Source organism: Amycolatopsis iheyensis, from assembly GCF_024703995.1.
Taxonomy (GTDB): Bacteria; Actinomycetota; Actinomycetes; order Mycobacteriales; family Pseudonocardiaceae; genus Amycolatopsis; species Amycolatopsis iheyensis.
The window spans coordinates 261,751-287,247 of the sequence record NZ_JAMXQV010000002.1; the positions used below are offsets into that span (position 1 = coordinate 261,751).

General features: G+C 71.9%; 25 protein-coding genes. 18 read left to right on the forward strand and 7 right to left on the reverse strand.

The annotated features are described in order from the left end of the window. Positions 1-193: 193 nt before the first annotated feature. Together M8542_RS04915 and M8542_RS04920 are read right to left on the reverse strand one after the other, a co-directional pair. Positions 194-769 carry a TIGR03086 family metal-binding protein gene (locus M8542_RS04915; protein WP_372508479.1) on the reverse strand — a complete coding sequence of 192 codons (576 nt, stop codon included), beginning with the start codon at positions 767-769 and terminating at the stop codon, positions 194-196. Positions 770-783: 14 nt separating this feature from the next. Then, complete coding sequence (locus M8542_RS04920; RefSeq protein ID WP_257918778.1) at positions 784-1,365, reverse strand: TetR/AcrR family transcriptional regulator; 582 nt, start codon at positions 1,363-1,365, stop codon at positions 784-786. 186 nt (positions 1,366-1,551) lie between these two features. On the opposite strand from M8542_RS04920, the gene M8542_RS04925 reads away from it, so the two are divergent. The 5 genes from M8542_RS04925 to pip all read left to right on the forward strand — a co-directional run bounded on the left by M8542_RS04925 (position 1,552) and on the right by pip (position 5,733). Beyond that, positions 1,552-1,953 carry a hypothetical protein gene (locus M8542_RS04925; protein ID WP_257918779.1) on the forward strand — a complete coding sequence of 134 codons (402 nt, stop codon included), beginning with the start codon at positions 1,552-1,554 and terminating at the stop codon, positions 1,951-1,953. Then, positions 1,950-2,600: a DUF3558 domain-containing protein gene (locus M8542_RS04930; protein ID WP_257918780.1), complete on the forward strand. Its 651-nt coding sequence runs from the start codon at positions 1,950-1,952 to the stop codon at positions 2,598-2,600. The genes M8542_RS04925 and M8542_RS04930 overlap by 4 nt, the downstream gene beginning before the upstream one ends. Before the next feature lie 3 nt (positions 2,601-2,603). Next, a complete protein-coding gene (locus M8542_RS04935; RefSeq protein ID WP_257918781.1) occupies positions 2,604-3,950 on the forward strand; it encodes a hypothetical protein in 1,347 nt (448 codons plus the stop codon). A gap of 25 nt (positions 3,951-3,975) precedes the next feature. After that, the gene (locus M8542_RS04940; RefSeq protein WP_257919230.1) at positions 3,976-4,704 is read left to right on the forward strand and encodes an ESX secretion-associated protein EspG; all 729 of its coding nucleotides are present in this window, start codon (positions 3,976-3,978) and stop codon (positions 4,702-4,704) included. Between the two features lie 81 nt (positions 4,705-4,785). Further along, entirely contained in the window at positions 4,786-5,733 is a 948-nt protein-coding gene (gene pip / locus M8542_RS04945) for a prolyl aminopeptidase (RefSeq protein ID WP_257918782.1), read from the forward strand. Between the two features lie 187 nt (positions 5,734-5,920). Here the strand turns inward: pip and M8542_RS04950 are convergent, their stop codons facing one another. Continuing rightward, entirely contained in the window at positions 5,921-7,120 is a 1,200-nt protein-coding gene (locus tag M8542_RS04950; protein WP_257918783.1) for a Glu/Leu/Phe/Val dehydrogenase dimerization domain-containing protein, read from the reverse strand. A gap of 122 nt (positions 7,121-7,242) precedes the next feature. Between M8542_RS04950 and M8542_RS04955 the strand changes: the two genes are divergently transcribed. The 7 genes from M8542_RS04955 (at position 7,243) to M8542_RS04985 (ending at position 14,832) form a co-directional block, all read left to right on the forward strand. Continuing rightward, on the forward strand, positions 7,243-8,169 hold the full coding sequence (locus tag M8542_RS04955) for a LysR family transcriptional regulator (RefSeq protein WP_257918784.1): 927 nt from the start codon (positions 7,243-7,245) through the stop codon (positions 8,167-8,169). 120 nt (positions 8,170-8,289) lie between these two features. Beyond that, positions 8,290-9,552, forward strand: coding sequence for a glutamate-cysteine ligase family protein (locus tag M8542_RS04960; protein WP_257918785.1), 1,263 nt, complete (start codon positions 8,290-8,292; stop codon positions 9,550-9,552). Beyond that, the gene (gene egtB / locus M8542_RS04965; RefSeq protein ID WP_257918786.1) at positions 9,549-10,886 is read left to right on the forward strand and encodes an ergothioneine biosynthesis protein EgtB; all 1,338 of its coding nucleotides are present in this window, start codon (positions 9,549-9,551) and stop codon (positions 10,884-10,886) included. The genes M8542_RS04960 and egtB overlap by 4 nt, the downstream gene beginning before the upstream one ends. A gap of 4 nt (positions 10,887-10,890) precedes the next feature. Continuing rightward, positions 10,891-11,646, forward strand: coding sequence for an ergothioneine biosynthesis protein EgtC (gene egtC / locus M8542_RS04970; protein ID WP_257918787.1), 756 nt, complete (start codon positions 10,891-10,893; stop codon positions 11,644-11,646). Next, a complete protein-coding gene (egtD, locus tag M8542_RS04975) occupies positions 11,643-12,620 on the forward strand; it encodes an L-histidine N(alpha)-methyltransferase (protein WP_257918788.1) in 978 nt (325 codons plus the stop codon). The genes egtC and egtD overlap by 4 nt, the downstream gene beginning before the upstream one ends. A gap of 46 nt (positions 12,621-12,666) precedes the next feature. Then, positions 12,667-13,089, forward strand: a complete 423-nt coding sequence (locus tag M8542_RS04980; RefSeq protein WP_257919231.1) for a nitroreductase family deazaflavin-dependent oxidoreductase — start codon at positions 12,667-12,669, stop codon at positions 13,087-13,089. Positions 13,090-13,230: 141 nt separating this feature from the next. Then, positions 13,231-14,832, forward strand: a complete 1,602-nt coding sequence (locus M8542_RS04985) for an alpha/beta hydrolase (RefSeq protein ID WP_257918789.1) — start codon at positions 13,231-13,233, stop codon at positions 14,830-14,832. 45 nt (positions 14,833-14,877) lie between these two features. Here the strand turns inward: M8542_RS04985 and M8542_RS04990 are convergent, their stop codons facing one another. Continuing rightward, complete coding sequence (locus tag M8542_RS04990; protein ID WP_257918790.1) at positions 14,878-15,456, reverse strand: TetR/AcrR family transcriptional regulator; 579 nt, start codon at positions 15,454-15,456, stop codon at positions 14,878-14,880. 90 nt (positions 15,457-15,546) lie between these two features. Between M8542_RS04990 and M8542_RS04995 the strand changes: the two genes are divergently transcribed. Both M8542_RS04995 and M8542_RS05000 read left to right on the forward strand, forming a co-directional pair. After that, positions 15,547-16,233, forward strand: coding sequence for an alpha/beta hydrolase (locus M8542_RS04995; RefSeq protein ID WP_257918791.1), 687 nt, complete (start codon positions 15,547-15,549; stop codon positions 16,231-16,233). Between the two features lie 333 nt (positions 16,234-16,566). Further along, entirely contained in the window at positions 16,567-17,271 is a 705-nt protein-coding gene (locus tag M8542_RS05000; RefSeq protein ID WP_257918792.1) for an MgtC/SapB family protein, read from the forward strand. Between the two features lie 5 nt (positions 17,272-17,276). Here the strand turns inward: M8542_RS05000 and M8542_RS05005 are convergent, their stop codons facing one another. Next, positions 17,277-18,008 carry a dienelactone hydrolase family protein gene (locus M8542_RS05005; RefSeq protein WP_257918793.1) on the reverse strand — a complete coding sequence of 244 codons (732 nt, stop codon included), beginning with the start codon at positions 18,006-18,008 and terminating at the stop codon, positions 17,277-17,279. A gap of 116 nt (positions 18,009-18,124) precedes the next feature. Next, a complete protein-coding gene (acnA, locus tag M8542_RS05010) occupies positions 18,125-20,935 on the reverse strand; it encodes an aconitate hydratase AcnA (protein WP_257918794.1) in 2,811 nt (936 codons plus the stop codon). 291 nt (positions 20,936-21,226) lie between these two features. Between acnA and M8542_RS05015 the strand changes: the two genes are divergently transcribed. Further along, the gene (locus M8542_RS05015) at positions 21,227-22,573 is read left to right on the forward strand and encodes an NlpC/P60 family protein (protein ID WP_257918795.1); all 1,347 of its coding nucleotides are present in this window, start codon (positions 21,227-21,229) and stop codon (positions 22,571-22,573) included. 43 nt (positions 22,574-22,616) lie between these two features. Continuing rightward, positions 22,617-23,330, forward strand: coding sequence for an SAM-dependent methyltransferase (locus M8542_RS05020; RefSeq protein ID WP_257918796.1), 714 nt, complete (start codon positions 22,617-22,619; stop codon positions 23,328-23,330). Here the strand turns inward: M8542_RS05020 and M8542_RS05025 are convergent. Continuing rightward, positions 23,317-23,709, reverse strand: coding sequence for a DUF1801 domain-containing protein (locus M8542_RS05025; RefSeq protein ID WP_257918797.1), 393 nt, complete (start codon positions 23,707-23,709; stop codon positions 23,317-23,319). The two genes, M8542_RS05020 and M8542_RS05025, sit on opposite strands and share 14 nt — an antisense overlap. A 27-nt stretch (positions 23,710-23,736) precedes the next feature. Between M8542_RS05025 and mobA the strand changes: the two genes are divergently transcribed. Next, positions 23,737-24,282: a molybdenum cofactor guanylyltransferase gene (gene mobA / locus M8542_RS05030; RefSeq protein ID WP_257918798.1), complete on the forward strand. Its 546-nt coding sequence runs from the start codon at positions 23,737-23,739 to the stop codon at positions 24,280-24,282. Between the two features lie 150 nt (positions 24,283-24,432). Beyond that, positions 24,433-25,494: an AAA family ATPase gene (locus tag M8542_RS05035; RefSeq protein ID WP_257918799.1), complete on the forward strand. Its 1,062-nt coding sequence runs from the start codon at positions 24,433-24,435 to the stop codon at positions 25,492-25,494. The last annotated feature ends 3 nt before the right edge of the window (positions 25,495-25,497 follow it).

Below are 25,497 nucleotides of genomic sequence, written 5' to 3' on the forward strand. Positions count from 1 at the left end.
GGATGAACCTATCGGACAGCCGGGTCGGTCACCCGGCCCGGTACTGTCACCGGGTGACTGCGCTGCGCGCACGAAACGGTCACTCCTAGCAGGGGAATCGGTGTGTACTGCGGTTTTGCGGACAATCTTAACGTGTCCCCGGCCCGGCTCGCCGGAAGATCCGTGTGGCGGCGCGCTCACCTCGGTGGGTGACTCAGCGGGGCTGCCGTCCCAGCAGCGCCACGAGCCGGGCCGTGGCGCCGGCGTCGCGGGAGACCGCCACCGGCGGGTCGAAGATCCCGAGCCCCTGCCACTCGTCCACCCACGGGCGGACCACGTCGAGGAGCCGCTCGGCGAGGTCGGACGTGACCGGGCACGGCAGGCCGAGCGCGGTGGCCAGGTCCCACGCGTGGACGGCGGCGTCGATCGTCATCTGCCAGGCGTACTCGCGGGCGGGCACCAGGCCGAAGGAGAGGTGGACCGCGCGTTCGAGCACGCCGTCGTCCAGGAAGGCCTCGCGGGCGGCTTCCGCGGCGGCGTCCCAAGCGGACACCGGGTCCGGGCCGAGCACGTCGCCGTCGAAGCGGTCGCCGACGTCGTCGAGGGTGGCGCCGGCCAGCAGCGAAGGCGCCCACAGCTGCTCGGCGACGAGGTGGTTCACCAGGTCGCGGACCGTCCACTCGGGACACGGCGTGCGGTGGCCCCACTCGGCTGCGCCGGCGGCGTGGACGGCGTCGCCGAAGGCCCGCAACGCCTGGCCGTGCGCCTCGAGGAGATCCACGCGGGCCATTGGACCACGCCGGGTCAGGCCGTGCCGGGCCGGTGCCGCCGCACCGTCTCCTCCACCAGGTCGAGCACCGGGCCCAGGCCCGCGGCGGGCAGGCCCATCGCCAGGTGCGAGACGAGTCCTTCGAGGACGAGCTCGAGGAACGCGGTGAGGACGTCGACGTCGACGTCGTCGCGCAGGTTGCCGGCTTCCCGCTGGCGCAGCAGACGCAGCCGGGTGGCGGTGGTCAGCTGCTCGGACCGCTCGGCCCAGCGGGCGCGGAACTCCGGGTCGGTGCGCAGCCGCCGGCTCACCTCGAGCCGCGTGCCGAGCCAGTCGGCCGGGTGGTCGCCGCCGGCCAGCAGGTCGCGCATGACCTGGACCAGGCCCTGCTCGGCGACGACGTCGGCCATCCGGATGGCGTCGTCCTCGGCGAGGGCCAGGAAGAGCGACTCCTTGTCGCGGAAGTGGTGGAAGATGGCGCCCCGGGACAGCCCGGTGGCTTCCTCCAGGCGCCGGACTGTGGCACCTTCATAGCCGTAGCGCGCGAAGCACACTCGCGAGCCGTCGAGGATCTGGCGCCGTCTTGCGTCGAGGTGATCCTGGCTTACGCGTGGCATCCTGAAATCCTGGCACCGCGGACCACCTTCTCGCAATCCGTACGTACGTACTGTGACCAGGAGTGCCCGGGAACCGATCCGCTGACACCGACGTCGGAACGTTGCGGCGATTCGCTGACAGGTCGTGAGACAGTTGGCTAATCTTTGCACCATCACAGTGGGTGAACTGAGGGGAAGGTGCGGGTCGTGTTCATCGGCGAGGCCGGCCAGGCGGCGAAGGATCTTTGGGGAGATGTCTTCGAGAACTCGGCTCCCGTCTACGGCGGGGGCAAGGGCGGTCAGTTCAAGATGGACCCGGAGGAGCTGTCCGGTGTGATCGGCCAGTGGGAGGACCTGCTCGACCAGATCGTCCACGACGGTCAGCTGATCGAGCGGATGCGCGGCAACCCCGCGCTGGCCCCGGGACGCGACTCGGTGAGCGACAACTACGCGGGCAAGACGGTCGAATCGCTCGGCGCCCTGCAGAAGCAGAACGAGTCGATGCGCAAGTACGCGCAGGACTACATCAAGAAGCTCAAGGACGCCCGGTCGAAGATGCTGGTGACCGACGCGGGCCTGGCGACCACCTTCAAGCCGTCGGCGACATGAGGGTGACCCGCAACGCGCTCCTCGCGGGCGCCTTCTCGATCTCGGCCTGCGTTCTTCTCGCGGCCTGCACGTCCACGACCGGCGGTGAAGCCAGCCCGGCTCCGGCCACTTCGGACTCGACGGCGCCCTCGAGCGGCGCGGCCGACCCCGACGTGCCGAAGGTGACCGCGCCGCCGCTCGACGCCGGCAAGTACACGACCGACACCTGCGCCCTCGTGCCGCAGGACGTGCTGGGTTCCCTGCGCTACACGGACGCGGGGGAGTTCCGGCCGCAGGGCACGTCGTCCGACACGGCGGCCGGGCCGTCGTGCGGCTGGACCATCCACGGCGAGGGCATGGGGCTGCAGGTCATCCTCGGCACCGGGAACCGCGAGAAGGGCGTCGGCGGCCTGGCGGGGTTCTACGCCGCCTACCGCGACGGCAAGCTGATCAAGTTCCTCGAGCCCGCACCGGCCACCGAGGGCTATCCGACCATCTACGTCGACATCTCCGACCGCCGCGCGGACGGCAGCTGCGCCATCGCGGTGGGGGTGGCCGACGACCTCGCCATCGACGTGCAGGCCGAGGGCTACCAGGGGCAGGACGACTCCTGCGGCGCCGCCACGCAGGCGGCGGCCGCGGCGATCAAGACACTCAAGGGGGCTTGACGAGTGGACGGCAAGCAGATCTACGACAACTTCAAGCAGGGGGACACCCGCGGCCTCCGCGACCTCTCCTCGGACGTGAACGCCCTGTCCTCGACCTACCGGGAGCGCGGCGAGACCATCAAGGCGCTCCAGGCCCGGATGGTGGAGTCCTGGAGCGGCGACGCCGCCGACGCGGCCAACGCGGGCGCGGGGCCGATGGAGCGGGCCTTCTACGACAACGCGGCGCCGATGGACGGCACCACGCAGTCCGTCGACACCCAGGCCGAGGTCTTCGACCATTCCGGTGGCGCGGTCGTGGAGATCCCGCCGAAGCCCGACAAGCCCAGTCCGTGGAGCATCGGCCTGAAGTCCGCGATCCCGATCGCCGGGCCGTTCATGGCCAAGAACGACATGGACAACTACGAGGAGGGGATGGCGAAGTACAACCAGGCGAACGAAACCAACGTTCGCGTCATGGACCAGTACAACACCGTCACCGAAGGCAACATGTCGGGCCTGCCCACCGACTACGGCCTCCTCCAGTCCGACGGCTCCACGATCTCGGTCGAGTACGAGGGCGGCGGGCCGCCGCCGATCAAGCCGCCGCCCGTGATCCACGAGCTGAAGCCGAACCCGCACGAGTCCGTCGACGACCACACCTCGACCACGAGCGTCGACACCAACCAGACCCACGAGACCGGCCGGCCGACCGACGTCACGGGCCGTCCCACGGACGTCACCGGCCGCCCGACGGACGTCACCGGACGGCCGACCGATGTCACCGGTCGGCCCACGGATGTCACCGGGCGCCCGACGGACATCACGCAGCCGACCGACACGACCCGGCCGACGAGCACGACCCGGCCGACCAACCGGCCCCTGCCGTCGACCGACCGGCCGGGCAAGACGCCGATCGGCACCGACGGGATCGACTTCTACCCGACCGGCACCGGCGGGGGCGGCGGCCAGAACTACTCGACCACCTTCGGCAGCGACCCGAACTCGAGCACCGGCGGCCGTGGGCCGACCAGCGGGAACGCCGGCAGCCGGCTGCTGGACTCGAACGGCCGTCCGATCGGCGGCTCCGGCACTGGTGGCAGCGGCGGCAGTGGCGCGGCGGGGGAGCGCGGGCTCGGCAGCGGTGGCCGCTCCGGCATGGGCGGGCTCGGCAACGCGGCCGCGGCGGAGGCCGCCGCGGCGCGGTCGGCTTCGGGCCGCTCGGGCCAGATGGGACCGATGGGTGCCGGCGGCCGGCGTGGCGAGGGCGAGGACGATGATGAGCACCAGCGGCCGGACTACCTGATCGAGGCGGACCCGGACGCGATCTTCGGTACCGACCAGCGGACCAGCCCGCCGGTCATCGGCGAATAGGCGGGTGGACGTGGCAACAGGCCGGGTGGACGTTCCGGTCGAGGCGCTGGCCGCACTGGCCGAGCGCGAGCAGGTCGGTCAGCTGCACATCACGCTGCGGCCCGAACCGCTGTGGCTCTCGCCGCGGGAGCGCGACGAGGCCGACAAGCGGGTCGATGCCGCGCTGGCGGAGGCCGGGCTGGTCGACGCCCGCGGCCGGGCGACGGTCGACTTCCTCGACTGGCTCCCGCTGCTGGTCAGCCCGGCGCGGGAGTGCTACGGCTGGGTCGGCGTCGACGGCCAGACCTACGGCGTGCTCGCCGCGGCGAAGGGACTGCAGGCGGTGCTGGCGGTCTCCGACGGCACGCACGTCGGTGTCCAGGAGATCGACCGGAACCTGCTGGCCGAAAGCCTCGTCGAGCAGCTGCCACCGTTGGGGGCGGGCGGCGGGCACCCGCGTTCGGTACGGGTGGCGGACCTGACCGAGGCGGCGCGCCTCGGTCAGGAGGCCTACCCGCTGTCGCCGGCGATCGCCGACGTCGTCAAGCTGGTGCAGCGGCCGGTGTCGGGCAGCGGCGAGCTCTACGCCGGGCGCCGGGACGAGGTCGGGCGGCACACCTGCCTGCAGCAGCCGTTGCACTACGCCGACACGGACTGGGGCCGGTACCTGAGCTACACCTCCGGCGCCGGCGACGACACCGTCATCCACATCGGCCCGGCGGGCCCGCGCGAGCTGGCCGAAACGCTGACGGAGCTGGCCGGCACCCTGGTCTGACGCTGAAAAGGTGGCGCTTCGGCTTGGCTCAGCCGCTAATGTGACAGCGCTGTTGTAGTTCGGTGGCGGAAGGATGCGTCGATGGCTGGGCTGTACCCCGAGATCGAGCCGTACGAGAGCGGCATGCTCGACGTCGGCGACGGGCACGAGATCTACTGGGAGACCTGCGGCAACCCGGACGGCAAACCCGCGCTGGTGGTGCACGGCGGCCCCGGGTCCGGGTGCTCGGCGAACGTCCGCCGGTTCTTCGACCCGGCGCGCTACCGGATCGTGCTGGCCGACCAGCGCGGGTGCGGCCGCAGCACCCCGCACGCGGGCGCGCCGGTCGCGGACCTCTCGGCCAACACGACCGAGCACCTGGTGGCCGACTTCGAGCTGCTCCGGACCCGGCTCGGCATCGAGAAGTGGTTGCTGTTCGGCGGTTCCTGGGGCTCGGTGCTGAGCCTGACCTACGCGCTGCGGCACACCGGCCGGGTCAGCGAGATCATCCTGATGGGCCTGGCGACCGACCGCTTCGTGGAGGTCGAGATGCTCATCCGCGGTCTCGGCGCGTACTTCCCGGAGGGCTTCGCGAAGTTCCGCGAGGGAGTCCCGGAGACCGACCGCGACGGCGACCTTTCGGCGGCGTATCACCGGCTCCTGATGGACCCGGACCCGGCGGTCCACCACCAGGCCGCGGCGGACTGGTGTGCCTGGGAGGACGCGATGCTCCCGGGCGTCCCGCCGCACGACGTGTTCGAGGACCCGGCGTACCGCCTGTGCTTTGCCCGCCTGGTGACGCACTACTTCAGCAACCGCGCGTTCCTCGAGGACGGCGTGATCCTGCGCGAGGCCGGCAAGCTGGCGGGGATCCCGGGGGTGCTGGCGCAGGGGGTGCTGGACACGAGCAACCTGGTGGGCACGCCGTGGTTGCTGCAGCAGGCCTGGCCGGGGAGCGAGCTGGTGATGCTGAACGACGTGGGGCACACCGTGTCGGCGGCTTCGATGCAGGACGTGCTGGTCGGGGCGACCGACCGGTTCGCGAGCTGAGGGCTTTCCACGCGGCGCCGGCCCGCCGGCGGCCGGTTGGTCGCGCGGTGTCGGTGCGGTAGTGCGCGGGTTCGGGCCTGCGGGCGGCCGGTCGATTCCGCGGCGCCGCCCCGCGTCCAGCGTCGGCCGGATCACCGAGGGTTCCCGCGCGGCGCCCACCCACCAGGGCGCCGCGCGGACCCCCGGGTCACGGGATGAGCAGCCCCGGCTCGCCCGCCGGTGTCAGTGCCGCCTCCGCGCGCTGGGCGCGGTTCGTCTCCGCCAGGCGCAGCCCCGTCACGCGCAACGGCAGGCGGTCCAGCTTCCACTCCGTCAGCAGCAGGGCCACCTTCGACTGCATCTCCGTGCGCAGGCGCAGGAACGAGTCGGCCGGGTCCGCGCCGACCTCGCCCAGCAGCAGCCACCACGCCCAGGCCGCCGCACCCGCGTTGGCCACGAAGTCCGGCACCACCGCCACGCCTCGCGCGGACAGCGCCGCCTCCGCTTCCGGTGTCGTCGCCGCGTTCGCCGCCTCGACGACCACCGAGGCCTTGACCAGGTTCTCGTTGTCCGGGCGCAGCGCGTACGAGATCGCCGCCGGGACGAAGACGTCCGCGTCGATGCCCACGATCGTCTCGCGGGGCAGGGCACGCACGCCCGCCGGCAGGCGGGACCGGTCCACCTCGCCGAAGCGGTCGCGCAGCTCCAGCAGCGCCGGGACGTCGAGGCCGACCGGGTCGTAGAGCGTGCCCGCGGCGTCGGCCACCGCGACCACCTTCATCCCCGCCTCGTGCAGGTACCAGGCCGCGCCACCACCCATGGTGCCGATGCCCTGGATCGCCACGGTCGTCTCGCGCACGTCCCAGTCCCACGCCGCCGCGACGCCGAGGCACGCCTGCGCCACGCCGTAGCCGCCGACGACGTCGCCGAGCAGCAGCCCGCCCGGCACCGGTGCGTTGAGGCCCGCCTGGACCCGCCGCAGCGTGCGCCCCGGGTCCGCCGAACGGCGGATCGCCGCGTGGTACGACTGCTCGAGCCCGAGCTCGGCGAACACCTCGTCGATCAGGTGCTGCGGGACGCCGAGGTCCTCGGCCGTCACCCAGTGCGCGTCGAGCCACGGCCGCAGGAACGCGCAGAACCGCTTCAGCACGTCGAACGCCCGCGGGTCCTTCGGGTCGAAGTCGATGCCGCCCTTCGCCCCGCCGACCGGCAGGTTGAAGGTCGCGGTCTTGTTGGCCATGCCCCGGGCGAGGTCCTCGACCTCGGTCATCGTGCAGCCCGCCCGCATCCGGGTGCCGCCGGTGGCGACGCCGGAGACCAGGCTGTGCACAACCAGGTAGCCGTGCGCGCCGGTGATGGGGTCGGTCCACGTGAGCCGCATCAGCGGCTCGGCGTTGCGCGGGGTCATCAGGCCACTCACCTCCAGGGAAGTCCGGGGCGGTCCGTCGGGACCGCCTCCCCCGAGGGTGCGCCCGGGCGAGCGGCCGCGTCCATTTAACGCTGCTGCACGATCTCGTTTAGGTTTGGTGTATGGAGCTTTCGTTGCACCGCTTGAGGATGCTTCGCGAGCTGCAGCGCAAGGGGACGGTGACGGCGGCGGCCGCGTCGTTGCACTACACCGCCTCCGCCGTTTCGCAGCAGCTCGCCCAGCTGGAGCGCGACGTCGGCGCGAAGCTGTTCGAACGGCTCGGCCGGCGCGTCCAGCTGACCGAACTGGGCAAACTGCTCACCGAGCACGCCGAAGAGATCCTCGGCTCGGTCGAGCGCGCGACCCTCGCCTTGGAAGAAGCGCAGGACGCCCGCACGGTCCGGCTCACCGCCGGGGTGTGGGCGTCGGTGGCCTCCGGGCTGCTCCCGACGGCGCTGAACGCGCTCGCCGGTGAGCACCCGGGCATCGAGGTCCGCACGCGTGAACTGGCGCCGGAAGACACCGCGGAGGCCGTCCGCGACGGCACGCTCGACCTTTCGTTCGTCATCGACTACTCCGATTCGCCGATGCCGTGGGACGCCGGGCTCGAACGGGCCGTCGTGGCCGTCGAGCGGCTGCACGCGGCCGTGCCGCGGGGCGCGGTGCCGTCAGGCACGGCCTCTTTGGACGACCTCGCCGAGCACCCCTGGATCCTGGCCAGCCCGAAGTCGCACTTCGGCCGGGCGATGCGCACCGCCTGCCGCCGGCACGGGTTCGCGCCGAAGATCAACCACGAGGTCGAAGAGCAGTCCACGGCCATGGCGATGGTGGGCGCCGGCCTCGGCATCACCCTCGTGTCGGACCTGGGGCTGCGGCTGCTGCGGCCACCGGGGATCGACGTCGTCACGCTCACGACACCGCTGCTGAGGACGGTGTCGATCGCCTACCGCAGCACCGCGTTCCGGCGTCCGGCGTTGCACCTGGTGATCGAGGCGGTCCGGGCTTCGGCGGCCGAACTGGGCCTGGGCACCGAGTCCGCTTTGCCCTGATCCGGGACTTCTTACGGAGTGGTGACCGGCTCCCGGTGGGCAAGATCCGGCCTGTTTTTGTCGTACCCCGCGTGTAGCGTCCGAAGTCAAGAAGTTCCACCACACGGAACAGGAACGGACATGACAGCGGTGCACCATTTTCCCGAGAAGTCGGGTAGTGCGTCGAACCGCACCGCGCGGGTCCTGGCGGACCGCGCGGCCGGCGAGGCGTACGTGGCATCGGTGTGCTTCAAGCACGGCCCACCCCGCCTGACCGGCGTGGAGCTGGAGTTCACCGTGCACCACGCCGAAGACCCGGCCAGACCCCTCGACACGGACGTACTCGCCACGGCGCTGGGCCCGCACACCCCGCGGACGCTCCGCCCCGAAAGTCCCGCTTCACCGCTCCCGGCAGGTTCACCAGTGAGCCTCGAGCCCGGGTGCCAGGTCGAAATCTCCGCTCCTCCCCAGGCCTCCCTGCGCGAACTCGACGCAGTCGTCACGGCCGACCTCCACCACCTGCGTGACCGCCTCGCCCGGCACGGCCTCGAACTGGGCGAAACGGGCATCGACGCCCACCGCGCGCCACGCCGGGCCCTGCAGACCCCGCGCTACGCGGCGATGGAACGGCGGTTCGCGCAGATCGGTCCCGGCGGCCTCACGATGATGTGCAGCACCGCCGGCCTGCAGATCTGCCTCGACGCGGGGGAGCAGGAGCAGTACGCGGCCCGCTGGGCGGCCGCCCACGCCATGGGCCCGCCACTGCTGGCGCTGTTCGCCAACTCCCGCGTCCACGCCGGACACGACACCGGGCACGCCTCCGCCCGGTGGCTCGCGGTGCACGACACGGAAGCGGTCCGCACGCGCACGTCCGGCGTCGCGGACGACGACCCCGCCGGAGCGTGGGCCGCGCGGCTGATGGACGTCCCCCTGATGGTGCTGCCCCGCGGCGACCGGCCGTGGGACGCGCCGGAGGGGCTGACGTTCGCCGACTGGATCGACGGCAAGGGCGCGGCCGCCCTGCTGCCGAAGCCGACCGCGGCCGACCTCGACTACCACCTCACCACGATGTTCACCCCGGTCCGGCCCCAGGGGTACCTCGAGATCCGGTACCTCGACGCGCAACCGCCGGACGAGTGGCTGGCGCCGGTGGCGCTGGTCTCGGCGCTGCTCGCCCGGCCGTCCACTGTGGACAAGGTGCGGGCGGTCTGCGCGCCGGTGGCGGACCGGTGGACCCAGGCCGCGGACCGCGGCCTGGCCGACCCGGAGCTGGCGGCCGTCGCGGCGGCGCTGGCCGACCTCGGCTGCGCCGAGCTGGGCGCCACGGGACTCGCGGCGGAGTCGATCACCGAGATCAGCGAAAGCGTGCAGGGGCGCGCGTACCGATCGAGGAGCGAAGCATGAGCACGGAAGCACTGAGCGGCCTGAGCGAGCAGGACCTGCGCGCCCGGGCGGCCGAAGCCCTGACCCGGGCGCGGGCGCGCAGCGTGGCGCTGACCGACGCGGTGGACGACGAAGACCTGATCCGCCAGCACTCCAAGCTGATGTCGCCGCTGGTCTGGGACCTGGCGCACATCGGCGTCCAAGAAGAGCTGTGGCTGGTCCGCGACGTCGGCGGCCGCGAGCCGCTGCGCCCGGACATCGACGACATCTACGACGCCTTCCAGCACGCCCGCGCCGACCGCCCGGAGCTGCCGCTGCTCGGCCCGGCAGAGGCACGCGCGTACGTCAAGCAGGTCCGCGAAAAGGCGTTCGACGTGCTGGAACACGCGCCGATGACGGGCCGGCGGCTGACCGAGCAGGCCTTCGCGTTCGGCATGATCACCCAGCACGAGCAGCAGCACGACGAGACCATGCTGGCCACCCACCAGCTGCGCCGGGGCGAACCGGTGCTGCACGCGCCGGAGCCGCCGCCCGCCCGCTCGGGCGCGCTGCCCGCCGAAGTCCTCGTCCCGGGCGGGGCGTTCACGATGGGCACGACGGCGGAGCCGTGGGCCCTGGACAACGAGCGCCCGGCGCACGAGATCGTCGTCGAAGCGTTCTGGATGGACACCGTCCCGGTCACCTGCGGGCCCTACGCCGAGTTCCTCGACAGCGGCGGCTACGAAGACGAGCGGTGGTGGAGCCCGGCGGGCTGGACCTACCTGCGGGAGCACGGCATCACCGCCCCGCGGTTCTGGCAGCGGGAGCAGGACGGCTGGTGGCGCACCCGGTTCGGCGCGTACGAGCGGATCACCGCCGACGAGCCGGTCGTGCACGTCTCCTACTTCGAAGCGGAGGCGTACGCGGCCTGGGCCGGGCGGCGGCTGCCGACCGAGGCCGAGTGGGAGAAGGCCGCCCGGTTCGACCCGGCGACCGGCCGGTCGCGGCGGTTCCCGTGGGGTGACGGCGAACCGACGGCCGAGCACGCCAACCTCGGCCAGGCGCACCTGCGCCCGGCGCCGGCGGGGGCGTACCCGGCCGGCGCGTCCCCGGCCGGGGTGCACCAGCTGATCGGCGACGTCTGGGAGTGGACGAGCACCGACTTCCACGGCTACCCGGGCTTCGCGCCGTTCCCGTACCGGGAGTACTCGGAGGTCTTCTTCGGACCGGAGTACAAGGTGCTGCGCGGCGGCTCGTTCGGCACCGACTCCGCGGCGATCCGGGGCACGTTCCGCAACTGGGACTACCCGATCCGGCGGCAGATCTTCGCCGGCTTCCGCACGGCCCGCGACGCGGCGCCCGGCGAGGTGGGCTAGGCGCATGTGCCGCCACCTCGGATACCTCGGCGAGCCGGTTTCGCCCGCCGAGGCGGTTTTCCGCGCGCCGCATTCGCTGCTGGTGCAGTCCTACGCGCCGGCCGACATGCGCGGCGGTGGCTCGGTCAACGCGGACGGGTTCGGGCTGGGGTGGTACCCCGGCCCTGGCTCGGCCCCGCTGCGGCACCGGCGGTCCACGCCACTGTGGACCGACGAGACGCTGCCGCCGCTGGCCGCGTCGGTGACCTCGGGCGCGTTCGTCGCCGCGGTCCGCAACGGCACCACCGGCATGCCGGTGACCGAGGCGGCCGCGGCGCCGTTCACCGCCGGGCGCTGGCTGTTCAGCCACAACGGCGTCGTCCGCGGCTGGCCGGACTCGCTGGCCGAGCTCGCCAAGACCCTGCCCGTGACCGAACTGCTGACGCTGGCGGCGCCGACGGACTCGGCGGTGCTCTGGGCCCTGCTGCGGGCCCGGCTGGCGGCGGGTGAAGACCCGCTGACGGCGGTGGCGGAGCTGACGACCGCCGTCGAGGCCGCCGCGCCCGGCTCCCGGCTCAACTTCCTGCTCACCGACGGCTCGACCCTCATCGGCACCGCCTGGACGCACGCGCTGTCCGTGCTGCGGACCGCGTCCGGCGTGCTGCTCGCCTCCGAACCGGTTGACGGCGACCCGCGCTGGAAGCCCGTTCCCGACCACCACGCCGTGCGCGCCACCGCGGCCGGCGTCGACCTGCTTCCCCTGACCCAGGAGCGTTCATGACCGAAGTCGATCTCGACCACCACCGCTCGGGCGACGCCGTCACCGAAGAACTGCGCGCGGACGTCGTCGCCGGGCTCACGGCCGAGCGGAAGTGGCTGCCGCCCAAGTGGTTCTACGACGCCGAGGGCAGCGAGCTGTTCGAGAAGATCACCCAGCTGCCGGAGTACTACCCGACGCGCAGCGAGCGCGAGGTGCTGGCCGCGCACGCCGTCGACGTCGCGCGGCTGTCCGGCGCGCACACGCTCGTCGAGCTGGGGTCCGGGTCGAGCGAGAAGACCCGGCTGCTGCTCGACGCGCTCACCGGCCACGGCACGCTGGAGGCGTTCGTCCCGCTCGACGTCTCCGAGTCGGCCTTGGCCGAAGCCGCCGAAGCCATCTCGAAGGACTACCCGGGACTCACGGTCCGTGGTGTCGTCGGCGACTTCACCCAGCACCTCGCCCTGCTGCCCGGCGGCCAGCCGCGGGTGGTGGCCTTCCTCGGCGGCACGATCGGCAACTTCCTGCCCGCCGAGCGCGCGGTCTTCCTGCGCTCGGTGCGGGAGGTCCTCGACGAAGGGGAGTGGCTGCTGCTCGGCACCGACCTCGTCAAGGACGCCGGGATCCTCGAACGCGCCTACGACGACGCGGCCGGCGTCACCGGTGAGTTCAACAAGAACGTGCTGCGCGTGATCAACGCCCGGCTGGGCGCGAACTTCGACCTCGACGAGTTCGAGCACGTTTCCCACTGGGACGCGGAAAACGAGTGGATCGAGATGCGGCTGCGGGCCCGGCGCGCGCTGACCGTCGAGATCCCGGGGGCGGACCTGACGGTGCGCTTCGCCGAGGACGAGCACATCCGGACGGAGATCTCGGCCAAGTTCCGCCCGGGCGGAGTCGAGGCGGAGCTGGCCGCGGCCGGCTTCGCGCTCGAGCACTGGTGGACCGACTCCCAGCAGCGGTTCGGGGTGAGCCTGGCAAAATCCGTGCGTGGTTAATCCTCTCCGGGCACTGGCCCGGGCCGTCGGCACGAAGCCGTGGCTCATGCGCACCTCGCGGTTCGTCGTGTGGGCCGACAAGAAGCTGCACCGCGCGTTCGGTGGCCGGGTGAGCCTCGTGGCGCTCGCCGGGCTGCCGTCGCTGCGGCTCACCACGACGGGACGCAAGAGCGGGCTGGCGCGCAGCACCAACCTGCTCTACTTCCCGCACGGCGGCGACTTCGTGCTGACGGCGTCCAACTGGGGCCGGCCGAACGACCCGGCGTGGGCCCTCAACCTCCGCGCGAACCCGAAGGCGGAGGTGGCCTTCGCCGGGCGGCCGGTCGAGGTGGTGGCGCGCGAGCTGACCGGTGACGAGTACATGGCGATGTGGGCGGAGCTGCTCGAGTTCTGGCCGGGGTACGCGATGGAGCAGCAGGAAGCCGCCCGGCCGTTACCCGTTTTCGTACTCTGCCGGGCGGACCGGTAGCTTCCCACCATCCTTTCGGCCGGTGCCGGTATTCGGCGGTTTGTGCCAGTGTCTCCCCCGTAACGCGCCGTGACGTCTCGGACGCGCGGCGAGTACGCCACTACGGGAGGAGACGTCTTGCGGAGATCCACAAGAGGCCGGGTGCGGTCGTTCGCCCTGGTGGGGGCGCTCGTGGCCGGGCTCGGCGTCACGGGGACGGCCGCCGCGTCCGCGGCCGAAGACGCGGCCGTCAAGCCCGCCGTCGTCGGCGCGACCGCGGCCGTGAACTGGGGCACCTGCTCGGCCGCCACGCTGGCCGGCGTTCCCGCCGACCAGGTGAAGTACTACAGCTGCGCGCGCTACCGCGTGCCGATCGACCACGACAACGCCGCGCTCGGCACCATCGACATCGCCCTGCTCAAGCGCGCCGCCCGCACGCCCGGCACCCGGGTCGGCTCGCTGTTCCTCAACCCCGGCGGCCCGGGCGGCTCCGGCCTGCGGATGCCGATCAGCGGCCAGTTCTACTTCCAGCCGCCGGTCCTGGACCGCTTCGACCTGATCGGGTTCGACCCGCGCGGCGTCGGCCAGAGCAACCCGCTGCGCTGCTTCACCACCCAGGAGGACGCCGACGAGGTCTTCGGCGCCCAGATCCCGGTGCCGCTGAGCCGCGCCGACATCGCCGGCACCCTGGCCAGCTACCGCGACTACGGGCAGTTCTGCAAGAACAACGCGGGTTCGCTGCTCAACCACATGTCCACCAAGGACGTCGTGCGCGACCTCGACACGCTGCGCGCGGCGGTCGGCGACCAGAAGCTCACCTTCGTCGGCTTCTCCTACGGGACGCTGATCGGCTCGACCTACACCTCGATGTTCCCGAAGCAGTCGCGCGCGATCGTCATCGACGGCAACGTCGACCCGGCGCTGCGCACCAGCGACGGCGTGCAGTACGACCGGGAACGTGCGCAGGGCTTCGAAATCTCGCTCGACGGGTTCCTCAAGCGCTGCGACCAGGTCGGCGCCAAGTGCGCGTTCAGCGACGGCACCCCGCGCGCGAAGTTCGACGAACTGCGCGAGTACCTCCGCAAGCAGCCGATCACCATCCCCGGCGGCGGCACGGTGGACATCAACTCGTTCACCGGCGGCGTCTCGAGCGTGCTGTACTCGCCTTCGGCGTTCCCCGGCCTCGCCGAGGACCTGCAGGCGCTGTACAACGTCCTCCACCCGGCGGGCGCGCAGGCGCAGACCCTGGCCGCCAAGCAGCTGAAGGTGCTCACCGGTGGCAAGCAGGGCCTGGCCGACCAGAACCCGGACAGCCCCTACACCAGTGACGACTCGTACTTCGCCGTCAACTGCGCCGACAAGCCGTTCAAGATCAAGCAGGAGCAGGTGCCCGACATCGCCGCCAAGTGGGAGCGCGAGTCGCGCACCTTCGGCCGCTACCAGGCCTTCGCCGACACGGCGGGCTGCCCGGTGTGGCCGGCGAAGAAGCCGGACGCCTACCGCGGCCCGTGGCGGGCCAAGACCGACGTGCCGGTCGTCGTGGTGAGCAACTACTACGACCCGGCGACGCGGTACAAGTTCGGCCAGCGGATAGCGGCCGAGCTCGGGAACTCCCGCCTGCTGTCGGTCGACGCGTTCGGTCACTGCATCCTCGGTGACGCCCTCGGCGTCGACAAGGCCGTGGCGGACTACCTGACCGACCTGAAGGTCCCGGCGAACGGCCAGGTGTTCCAGCCGAACGTCCAGCCCTTCGAAACCGCGTAGCAGCACGGAACCGGGCCGGGGCGACGCTGTCGCCCCGGCCCGTTCTCACGTGCCGAGCAGCCGGTCGAGCAGGTCCCCGGCCGCCTCTTCGGCTTCTTTCGCGGCGCTCGTCGAGTCGTCCGCGCGGGCGACCAGCATCGCGATCTCGTTCATCCCGGCGAGCAGCACGTGCGCGAAGACCTCGACGCGGGCGGCCGGGATGCGGCCGTCGCGGCGCAGCGCCACCTTGATCTTGCCGAGCGTGCGGGCTTCGTCGCCTTCGCGCCAGCGCTGCCAGCCGAGCACGGCCGGCGCGTCGATGAGCATCACCTGACGCACCACGGGATCCGCGGTGCTCCGGATCCACGCCAGGCAGGCCGCGCGCAGCGCCGCCGCCGGCTCTTCGATGCCCTCGACGGCTCGAGCGCCTTCCTTGCCGACCCGGTCGTAGACGGTGTCCAGGACGGCCTCGAACAGCGCGTCCTTGCCGGGGAAGTGGTGGTAGAGCGCGCCCCGGCTCACGTCCGCGGCCCGCAGGACGGCCTCGATCGACGTGCCGTCGTAGCCGTGGTCGGTGAACAGGCCGGTGGCGACCGCGACGAGGTGGTCGCGGGTCGCCTGGCCGCGGTCGATCTTCTTGTTCATGCGGGTCGGCAGCCTCCGTCGTTGACAAACCGACTGTCGGTCTGTTGATACTAGACCGTCAGTCGGTTTACTTCTGGAGGGACTCTACCGATGGACCTGCGAACCTGGGAGGACCTGCGCGGCCGCGTGTCGACGGCGGCCGGCGACGTGAGCTACACCGACGTCGGCGAAGGACCGGTCGCGCTCTTCGTGCACGGCGTCGGAACGAACAACCTGTTGTGGCGCAAGGTGATGACCGAACTGGCGGGGGAGCGCCGCTGCGTCGCGCCCGACCTGCCGGGGCACGGCGCGTCGCCGGTGACGCCCGAGCAGGACCTCAGCCTGAACGGGCTCGCGCGCCTGCTCGAGGACTTCTGCGACTCGCTGGAGCTCGACGAGGTCGACCTCGTCGCGAACGACACCGGCGGTGCTGTCGCGCAGGTCTTCGCCGTGCGGCAGCTCGGGCGCGTCCGCACGCTCACCCTGACCAACTGCGACACGCAGGGCAACCTGCCGCCCGAAGCGTTTCGCCCGGTCGTCGAGCTGGCCGAACGCGGGAAGCTCGCCCCGCTGCTCGTCCGGCTCGCCGCCGACCCGGCGCGGGCGCGGACCGGCGCGCTGGGCGGCGGTTACGAACACCCCGAGCTGCTGCCCGACGACGTCCTGGCCGCTTTCGTGCGGCCGGTCGGTGCCGCGGCGCGGCAGTTCGAACGCCTGCTGACGTCGGTCCGCGGCGAGGAGCTGGACGCGATCGAGCCGCTGCTCGAGGAGTTCCGCGTGCCGACGCTGCTGGTGTAGGGGACCGGCGACCCGAACTTCACCCTCGAATGGGCGCACCGGTTCCGGGACGCGGTTCCCGGCGTCACCGAGGTCGTCGAGGTGCCCGGCGCGAAGCTGTTCTTCCCCGACGAGCGTGCCGAAGATCTCGTACCGCACCTGCGCCGGCACTGGAAGTAAGCGCTACAGTGGCCGGGTTGATCAATCACGAGAAGCGGAAGCGAGGTGAGCGGCACATGCCAGCGGACAGTCAACGGACGACCGGGCGTGCGCTCACCGGAGGCTTCCGGCTGGGCTGATCACCTCCGGTCTCCTCCTGTCCGGCAGTGCGCGCACGCCGGAAAAGAGTCGGACATGACCATCTTCGAAATGCTGCTGCGCGTCGGGACCGGCGTCGGCCTGGGCGCGGTCATCGGGGTCGAGCGCCAGTTCCGGGCCCGGATGGCCGGGCTGCGCACCAACGCCCTGGTCGCGGTGGGCGCGACGTTGTTCGTGCTGCTGTCCGCCCACGGTTTCGGTGGGCTGGCCTCGAGCGGCGACGCCGACCCGACGCGGGTGGCGGCGCAGATCGTCTCGGGCATCGGGTTCCTCGGCGCGGGCGTGATCCTGCGTGACGGCCTCAACGTCCGCGGCCTCAACACCGCGGCGACGCTGTGGTGCTCGGCGGCGGTGGGCGCGCTGGCGGGGGCCGGGCTGTACGTGGTCGCGGCGGCCGGCACCGCCGTGGTCGTCGGCGTGAACGTGGTGCTGCGGCCGCTGGGCCGGGTGGTCGACCGCCGCCCGGACGCGGGCGAGGAGACGCCGACGAAGTACGCGTTCCAGGCCGTCACCCGCGACGCGACCGAGGCCCACGTGCGGGCGTTGCTCGTGCAGTCGTTGACCCGCACGGACTTCCGGCTGCTCTCGGTGCTGAGCACCGACCGCGAGGACCGCACGGTCGAGGTCCGCGCCGAGCTGATCGGCGACCAGCGCGACGACGCCCAGATGGAGTCGGCGGTTTCGCGGCTCTCGCTGGAGCCTTCGGTGTCCAGCGTGCGCTGGGAAGCCGTCCCGGCGTAGCGGACTCAGGCCACGCTGGGCAGGCATTCGCCGAGCAGGGCGAGGATGTCGCGCCAGGCACGCCCGGCGTGCTTGGCGTGGTAGCCGACACCGGGCAGCACGGTCTGGCCGGGCCCGACCGGCGGGTGGTGGAAGGCGTGCTCGGCGCCGCCGTAGGTCACCAGGCGCCAGTCGACGCCCGCGGCCTGCATCTCGGCGGTGAACGCCTCGCGTTGCGCGGGCGGCTGGATCGGGTCCTCCGACCCGACCCCGGCCCACACCGGGCAGGAGATGTGGGCCGCCTCCCCGGGCCGGCCGGTGATCAGGCCGTTGACCGTCGCGATCGCTCGCAGCGGGGCGCCGGCGCGCCCGAGCTCCAGCACGACCGCGCCGCCGGTGCCGTAGCCGATGCCGGCGACGTGGTCCGGGTCGGTCCGGGGTTCGGCGCACAGCACGTCCAACGCCGCGAAGCCGATGTCCCGCAACCGGTCGGGGTCGGCCAGGATCGGATCGAGCCGGGCCAGCATCTCCTGCGGGTCGGTGTACCAGCGGCCGCCGTGCAGGTCGAAGGCCAGCGCCACGTACCCGAGTTCGGCGAGGGCGTCGGCCCGGCCGCGCTGGAAGTCGTTCAGCCCCGGTCCCTCGGGTCCGATGAGCACCGCGGGCCGCCGGCCGGCGCCGGCGGGCAGCGCGAGGTGCCCGACCATCGTCAGGCCGTCGGCCGGGTACTCGACAGTGCGTGTCGTGACAGTCGCCATGGAAGGGACAGTAGTGATCGCCGAGCCCGGCCGGGCCGAAGTTCACCGCGGGCGGAAACGAGCGAAGGCCTCCTCGCCGGACTGCCGGTGAGGAGGCCTTCGCCGAGCCGAAACCCTTACGCCTGCGTCATCTTCCGCAGCACGTACTGCAGGATGCCGCCGTTGCGGTAGTAGTCCGCCTCACCCGGGGTGTCGATGCGGACGTCCGCCTCGAACTCCACCTTGGTGCCGTCCGCCTTGGTGGCGGTGACGTGCACCGTGCGCGGGGTCTCGCCGTCGTTCAGCTTGGTGATGCCCGAGATGTCGAACGTCTCGGTGCCGTCCAGCTTCAGCGACGCCGCCGACTCGCCGGCCGGGAACTGCAGCGGGATGACACCCATGCCGATCAGGTTCGAGCGGTGGATGCGCTCGAACGACTCGGTGATCACCGCGCGCACGCCCAGCAGCGACGTGCCCTTGGCCGCCCAGTCGCGCGACGAGCCGGAGCCGTACTCCTTGCCGCCCAGCACGACCAGCGGGGTGCCCTGGGCCGCGTAGTTCTGGGCCGCGTCGTAGATGAACGCCTGCGGCGCGTCGTCCTGGGTGAAGTCGCGGGTGTAGCCGCCCTGCACGTCGTCCAGCAGCTGGTTGCGCAGCCGGATGTTCGCGAAGGTGCCGCGGATCATCACCTCGTGGTTGCCGCGCCGCGAGCCGTAGGAGTTGAAGTCCTTCTTCTCCACGCCGTGCTCGGTCAGGTACTGCGCGGCCGGGGTGCCCGGCTTGATCGCGCCGGCGGGGGAGATGTGGTCGGTGGTGACCGAGTCGCCCAGCTTCGCCAGCACGCGCGCGCCGGTGATGTCGGTGACCGCCGCCGGCTCCGGCGTCATGCCCTCGAAGTACGGGGGCTTCCGGACGTAGGTGGACTCGGCGTCCCACTCGAAGGTCTTGCCCTCCGGGGTGGGCAGCGACTTCCAGCGCTCGCCGCCGTCGAAGACGTCGGCGTAGTCCTTGGTGAACATCTCCTGCGTGATCGCGTAGTCGATGGTCTCCTGGATCTCCTGCGCGGTCGGCCAGATGTCCTTGAGGAACACGTCGTTGCCGTCCGTGTCCTGGCCCAGCGGCTGGTTCGTGAAGTCGAAGTCCATCGTGCCGGCCAGCGCGTAGGCGATGACCAGCGGCGGCGACGCGAGGTAGTTCATCTTCACGTCGGGGTTGATCCGGCCTTCGAAGTTCCGGTTGCCCGAGAGCACCGAGACCGCGGTGAGGTCGTTCTCCTGGATGGCCGCGGAGATCTCGTCCGAGAGCGGGCCGGAGTTGCCGATGCAGGTGGTGCAGCCGTAGCCGACCAGGTGGTAGCCCAGCTTCTCCAGGTACGGCCACAGGTTGGCCTTGGTGTAGTAGTCGGTGACGACCTGCGAGCCCGGCGCCATCGACGTCTTCACCCACGGCTTGACCGACAGGCCCTTGTCGACGGCGTTGCGCGCGAGCAGCGCGGCGCCGAGCATGACCGACGGGTTCGAGGTGTTGGTGCAGGAGGTGATCGAGGCGATCACCACGGCGCCGTGGTCGAGGACGAACTCACCGCGGTCGGCGCTGGACACCTTGACCGGCTTGGACGGCCGGCCGTTGCCGCCGTTGGCCGCGGACTGGAGGTCCACGGCGTCCTCGTCCTTGAAGGACAGCGCCGCCGGGTCCGAAGCCGGGAAGGACTCCTCCACGGCCTCGTCGACCTTGGTGTGCGGGGTCGGCTGCTCGCCGTCCACGTAGTCGTGGATCGACTTGCGGAACGACGACTTCGCGTCCGACAGCTCGATGCGGTCCTGCGGGCGCTTCGGGCCGGCGATCGACGGGACGACCGTCGAGAGATCCAGCTCGAGGTACTCGGAGTAGGACGCCTCGTGCGACGGGTCGTGCCAGAGGCCCTGCTCCTTGGCGTACGCCTCGACCAGCGCGACCTGCTCCGCGGAGCGGCCGGTCAGCTTGAGGTAGCGCACGGTTTCGTCGTCGATCGGGAAGATCGCGGCGGTGGAGCCGAACTCCGGGCTCATGTTGCCGATGGTGGCGCGGTTGGCCAGCGGGACCGCCGACACGCTCTCGCCGTAGAACTCGACGAACTTGCCGACCACGCCGTGCTTGCGCAGCATCTCGGTGATGGTCAGCACGACGTCGGTGGCGGTGACGCCGGCCGGGATCTCGCCGGTCAGCTTGAAGCCGACGACGCGCGGGATCAGCATGGAGACCGGCTGGCCCAGCATGGCGGCCTCGGCCTCGATGCCGCCGACGCCCCAGCCCAGCACGCCCAGGCCGTTGACCATGGTGGTGTGCGAGTCGGTGCCGACGCAGGAGTCGGGGTAGGCCTGCCCGTTGCGGGACATCACCGTGCGCGCGAGGTGCTCGATGTTGACCTGGTGCACGATGCCGGTGCCCGGCGGGACGACCTTGAACTCGTCGAAGGCGCCCTGGCCCCAGCGCAGGAACTGGTAGCGCTCGCGGTTGCGCTCGTACTCGATCTCGACGTTGCGCTCGAAGGCGTCGGCGCGGCCGAAGACGTCGATGATCACCGAGTGGTCGATGACCAGCTCGGCCGGCGCGAGCGGGTTGACCTTGTCGGGGTCGCCGCCGAGGTCGGTGACCGCCTCGCGCATGGTGGCGAGGTCGACGACGCAGGGAACGCCGGTGAAGTCCTGCATGATCACGCGGGCGGGCGTGAACTGGATCTCGATCGACGGGTCGGCGTTCGGGTCCCACGAGCCCAGCGCGCGGATGTGGTCGGCGGTGATGTTCGCGCCGTCCTCGGTGCGCAGCAGGTTCTCGAGCAGGATCTTCAGGCTGTACGGCAGCCGCGCGGCGCCGTCGACCTTGTTCAGGCGGAACACCTCGTACGAGGCGTCGCCGACCTTCAGCGTGTCTTTGGCGCCGAAGCTGTCCTTGCTGGCAGGTGCGGTCACGTCTAACTCCAGTGGCGTGGACTTCCGCGCCGGTGCGGCGGTCGAGTCCCGGGTCAGTTCGGTCGGGTTCGGTGGGGGCGAGTCTTGCGCACCCCCACCGTAGGACCGGATTCGGGATGGCACACCTCGCGGTGCCTCAAACAGTACGCGTGTCCTGTTTAACGGACAAGACGACACGCGGTGTGGGCTGCGCCATCCGCGACGAGGGTCCCTCAATAAGGGGAATTGGTGCCTACGGTGTGTAAGTTTCCGGTGATGCTTGTGATAGTGGTGTGACTGCAGTGACGCGCGATGTGCGCAGGTGAGTGGAGGTGGGCGGTCGTGGCGAGACGGCGTGGAGGCCGTGGACTCACTGTGAGCGCGCTCACGCTGGTGATCTTGTTCGGCGCCGGCGGCACCGGCCTGGCGGCGCCCCCGCCACCGCCGAACCCCAGCGACTCGGACATCAACTCGAGCAAGGCCGACGCGAACGCGAAGGCCGGCGAGGTCGGCCGGCTGACCAACCAGCTGGCCCAGGCCGAGCAGAAGCTGTCGCAGCTGCAGGACGACGTCGAGCTCAAGCAGGAAGAGGCCAACAAGGCCCTGGTCGACCTGCAGTCGGCGCAGGACGCCGCGACGCAGGCGGAGAACGACGCGAAGGCCGCGCGCGGCGAGGCCGACGCCGCCGCCGGGGCGATCGAAAAGGCCCGCAACGACCTCAAGACCTTCGCCGCCGCGAGCTTCCAGCAGGGCAGCACGGTCGGCTCGCTCTCGGCCTACCTCAGCGCCGACAGCCCCAAGGACATGCTCGCCCGCGCGCAGCTGCTCGACGCCGTCGGCGGCAACCGGCTCAACGCCCTCGACCGGCTCCAGCAGGCGCAGACCGAGAAGTCCAACAAGGACGCCGCCGCCCGCAAGGCCGCGGAGATCGCCCAGCAGAAGCAGGACGCCGCCCGCGAGGCCAAGACCAGCGCGGACTCCGCGCAGTCCGCCGCGATCAGCGCGCAGGACAGCCAGGCCACGCAGAACACGCAGCTCGAGAAGAACAAGTCGGACGTCGAGCAGCAGCTCTACACCGCCCAGGCCAAGGTCAGCGGCCTGCAGGGGCAGCGCCAGCGTTATCAGGACTGGCTCGCCGAGAAGCAGCGCGAGGACGACGAGCGTGCCCGCCAGGCCGCGCTCGGTTCGTCCGGCGGTGGTGGCCGCCCGGCGAGCAAACCGGCGGCCGGCCCGGCCGGCTCGTCGATCGAAGCGGTCATCGCGCGGGCGCTGTCGAAGGTCGGCCTGCCCTACGCGTGGGGCGGCGGCAACCAGAGCGGCCCGACCCGCGGCATCCGCGACGGCGGGGTTGCCGACCGCTACGGCGACTACAACAAGATCGGCTTCGACTGCTCGGGCCTGATGATCTACGCGTTCGCCGGGGTCAGGGGCCTGCCGCACTACAGCGGCTACCAGTACACGGCCGGGCGGCGGGTCCCGCTGTCGCAGATGCGGCGCGGCGACATGCTGTTCTGGGGCGGCGCGGGTGGCATCCACCACGTGGCGCTCTACCTCGGCGGCGGCCAGATGGTCGAAGCGCCGCAGTCCGGCCTGCGCGTGCGGGTCGCGCCGGTGCGCTACGGCGGGATCATGCCGTACGCGACCCGGTTGATCGGCTGAAACCCGGTCGACGCCGTGGTCGTCCGGCCGCCAGGATCGCCGGGTGGACGATGAGCTGAACGCGCTGCGGCGCTCGCGGATGCGCTGGAACACGCCCCTGTCCGAGACCCATGCTTCGCTGCTGCTCGACCGGATGGCCCTGGACACGGGCCACCTCGTCGACCTCGGCTGCGGCTGGGGTGAGCTGCCGTTGCGGGCGGCCGCGCGGGCGCCCGGCCTGCGGGTGACCGGCGTCGACACCGACGTGACCGGCCTCGAGCGCGGCCGGGCGGCGGCCGCCGAGCGGGGCTTGGCGATGGACTTCACCGAGGCGGACGCCGCGACCTGGGACGTTCCCGTCGAGCGCGCCTTCTGCATTGGTTCCGCGCACGTCTTCGGCTCGACGAAGGCCGCGTTGGCGCGGCTGGCCGAGGTCGTGCCGTCCGGCCGGCTGCTCTACGGCGACGGTTTCTGGGCGACCCCGCCGAACCCGGCGGCGCTGGAGATCTTCGGCCAGGACACGCTGACGCTGCCGGAGCTGCTCGACGCCGCGGCCGACGCCGGCTGGCGCGTCCGGCACCTCAGCACCGCCGACCCGCTCGAATGGGACGACTTCGAGTCGACCTCCCGGGCCGGCTGGGAGGAGTGGCTGGCGGTGCATCCGGACGACCCGCGGGCGGGCGAGGTCGGGGCGTGGCTCGACCGGCGGCTGCGCGAGTACGTGGGCGTTTACCGGGGTGTGCTCGGCCTGGCTTACCTCGTGCTCACCCGCGCTTGAGCTTGCGCCACCCGCCCGCCCGGTTGTTCGCGATGATCTGCCGGAACATCGCGGTGAGCGCCGGCGCGTTGATCGGCTCGCCTTCGCGGAAGGCCACCGTCCGGGCGGTCTTGTTGTCGTGCCCGGCGGTGATGATGCCCTCGGGGTCGGGGACGATGCCGCCGTCGTAGACGAAGACGTTGACGTGGTCCTTCGCCGCCAGTAGCGCGCAGATGTTGCCCTCGAGCACGAAGTAGGGCTGCCGGGTGCGCTTGATGGTCTCGACGACCTCGGGATCGGCCGCGTGCACCAGCTCGCGGACCTCCCGGCAGATCGCCTGCTGCCACGCGGGCAGGGCGTCGATGTAGGAGTCCACGCGGGGCTCGACGGTGTAGGACACGCGTCCAGTATGGGCTAGATTCCCGGGATGCGGTACGCGGGGATCGTGGTGGCCGGGGGTTCGGCCCGCAGACTGTCCGGTGTGGACAAGCCGGCGCTGTCGGTGGGCGGGAAGCCGTTGCTGGCCCGCGCGATCCACGCGCTCGAAGGGGCCGAACGGGTGATCGCCGTCGGGCCGCGGCGGGCCGGGTTCGACGTCGTCTGGACGCGGGAGCCGGTGCCCGGCACCGGGCCGGTCGCCGCGCTGGCCGCCGGGCTCGCCTTCGTCCCCGAAGACGTCGAGGCGGTCGCGGTGCTGGCCGCCGACCTCCCGGGCGTCCGCCGGTCCACAGTGGACCGGCTGGTGGCCGGCATCGGGGACGGCGACGGCGCGGTGCTCGTCGACGCCACCGGGTCGCGGCAGTGGCTGCTCGGCGCCTGGCGCGTCGCCGCGCTGGCGGCCGCGCTGCCCGAGCAGCTGGAGAACGCCGCGCTGCGCCGCACCCTGGCCGGTCTGCGGATCACCGACGTGCCCGCCGAGCGGGGCGAAGCGGACGACATCGACACGCCGGAGGACCTCGAGCGCCACCGCTGAGCGCGTGCTTCACAGATGTCACACCGGGGGAGGTGTTGGCTACTCACGGGGCACCGCGTGCCGGATGCGGCGAACGATCCGGGGACGCAGTACGGTCGCACCGCGTGATCACCGTCGCGGGGGCGGCGCACGAACTTTCGAGGAGGCAGAGTGACCGAGCCCGGCTACGCCGAGGGCGGGAACGGCCAGCAGGCGACACCGGCGCGGGACGCCCAGTTGCTGGAGCGGACCGTGTTCGAGGTCAAGCGGATCATCGTCGGCCAGGACCGCCTGGTCGAGCGGATGCTGGTCGGCCTGCTGGCCAAGGGCCACCTGCTGCTCGAAGGCGTGCCCGGCGTGGCGAAGACCCTCGCCGTCGAGACGTTCGCCCGCGTCGTCGGAGGCTCGTTCTCCCGCGTCCAGTTCACGCCCGACCTGGTGCCCGCCGACATCCTCGGCACCCGGATCTACCGCCAGGGCGCCGAGCGCTTCGACGTCGAGCTCGGCCCGGTCGTGGCGAACTTCGTCCTCGCCGACGAGATCAACCGCGCGCCCGCCAAGGTGCAGTCGGCGATGCTCGAGGTGATGGCCGAGCGGCACGTGTCGATCGGCGGGCAGACGTTCCCGATGCCCGACCCGTTCCTCGTGCTGGCCACCCAGAACCCGATCGAGAACGAGGGCGTGTACCCGCTGCCGGAGGCGCAGCGCGACCGGTTCCTGTTCAAGATCGTCGTCGAGTACCCGACGGCCGAGGAAGAGCGCGAGATCATCTACCGGATGGGGGTCGCCCCGCCCACCCCGCACGAGGTGCTCAGCCCGACCGAGCTGGTCCGGCTGCAGGGCGTCGCGTCGCAGGTGTTCGTGCACCACGCCCTGGTCGACTACGTCGTGCGGCTCGTGCTGACCACCCGCACGCCGAACGAGCACGGCCTCGCCGACGTCGCCGGCTGGGTGTCCTACGGCGCCTCACCGCGCGCGAGCCTCGGCATCATCGCCGCCGCGCGGGCGCTGGCCCTGGTCCGCGGCCGCGACTACGTGCTGCCCCAGGACGTCGTCGACGTCGTGCCGGACGTGCTGCGCCACCGGCTCGTGCTGTCCTACGACGCGCTGGCCGACGGCGTGCCGATCGACCACATCATCACGCGCGTGCTGCAGACGGTGCCGTTGCCGCAGGTCTCGGCCCGGCCGCAGGGCGGGGCCGGCCCGGTCCCGGCGGGCGCGCCGGTCAGGTAACCC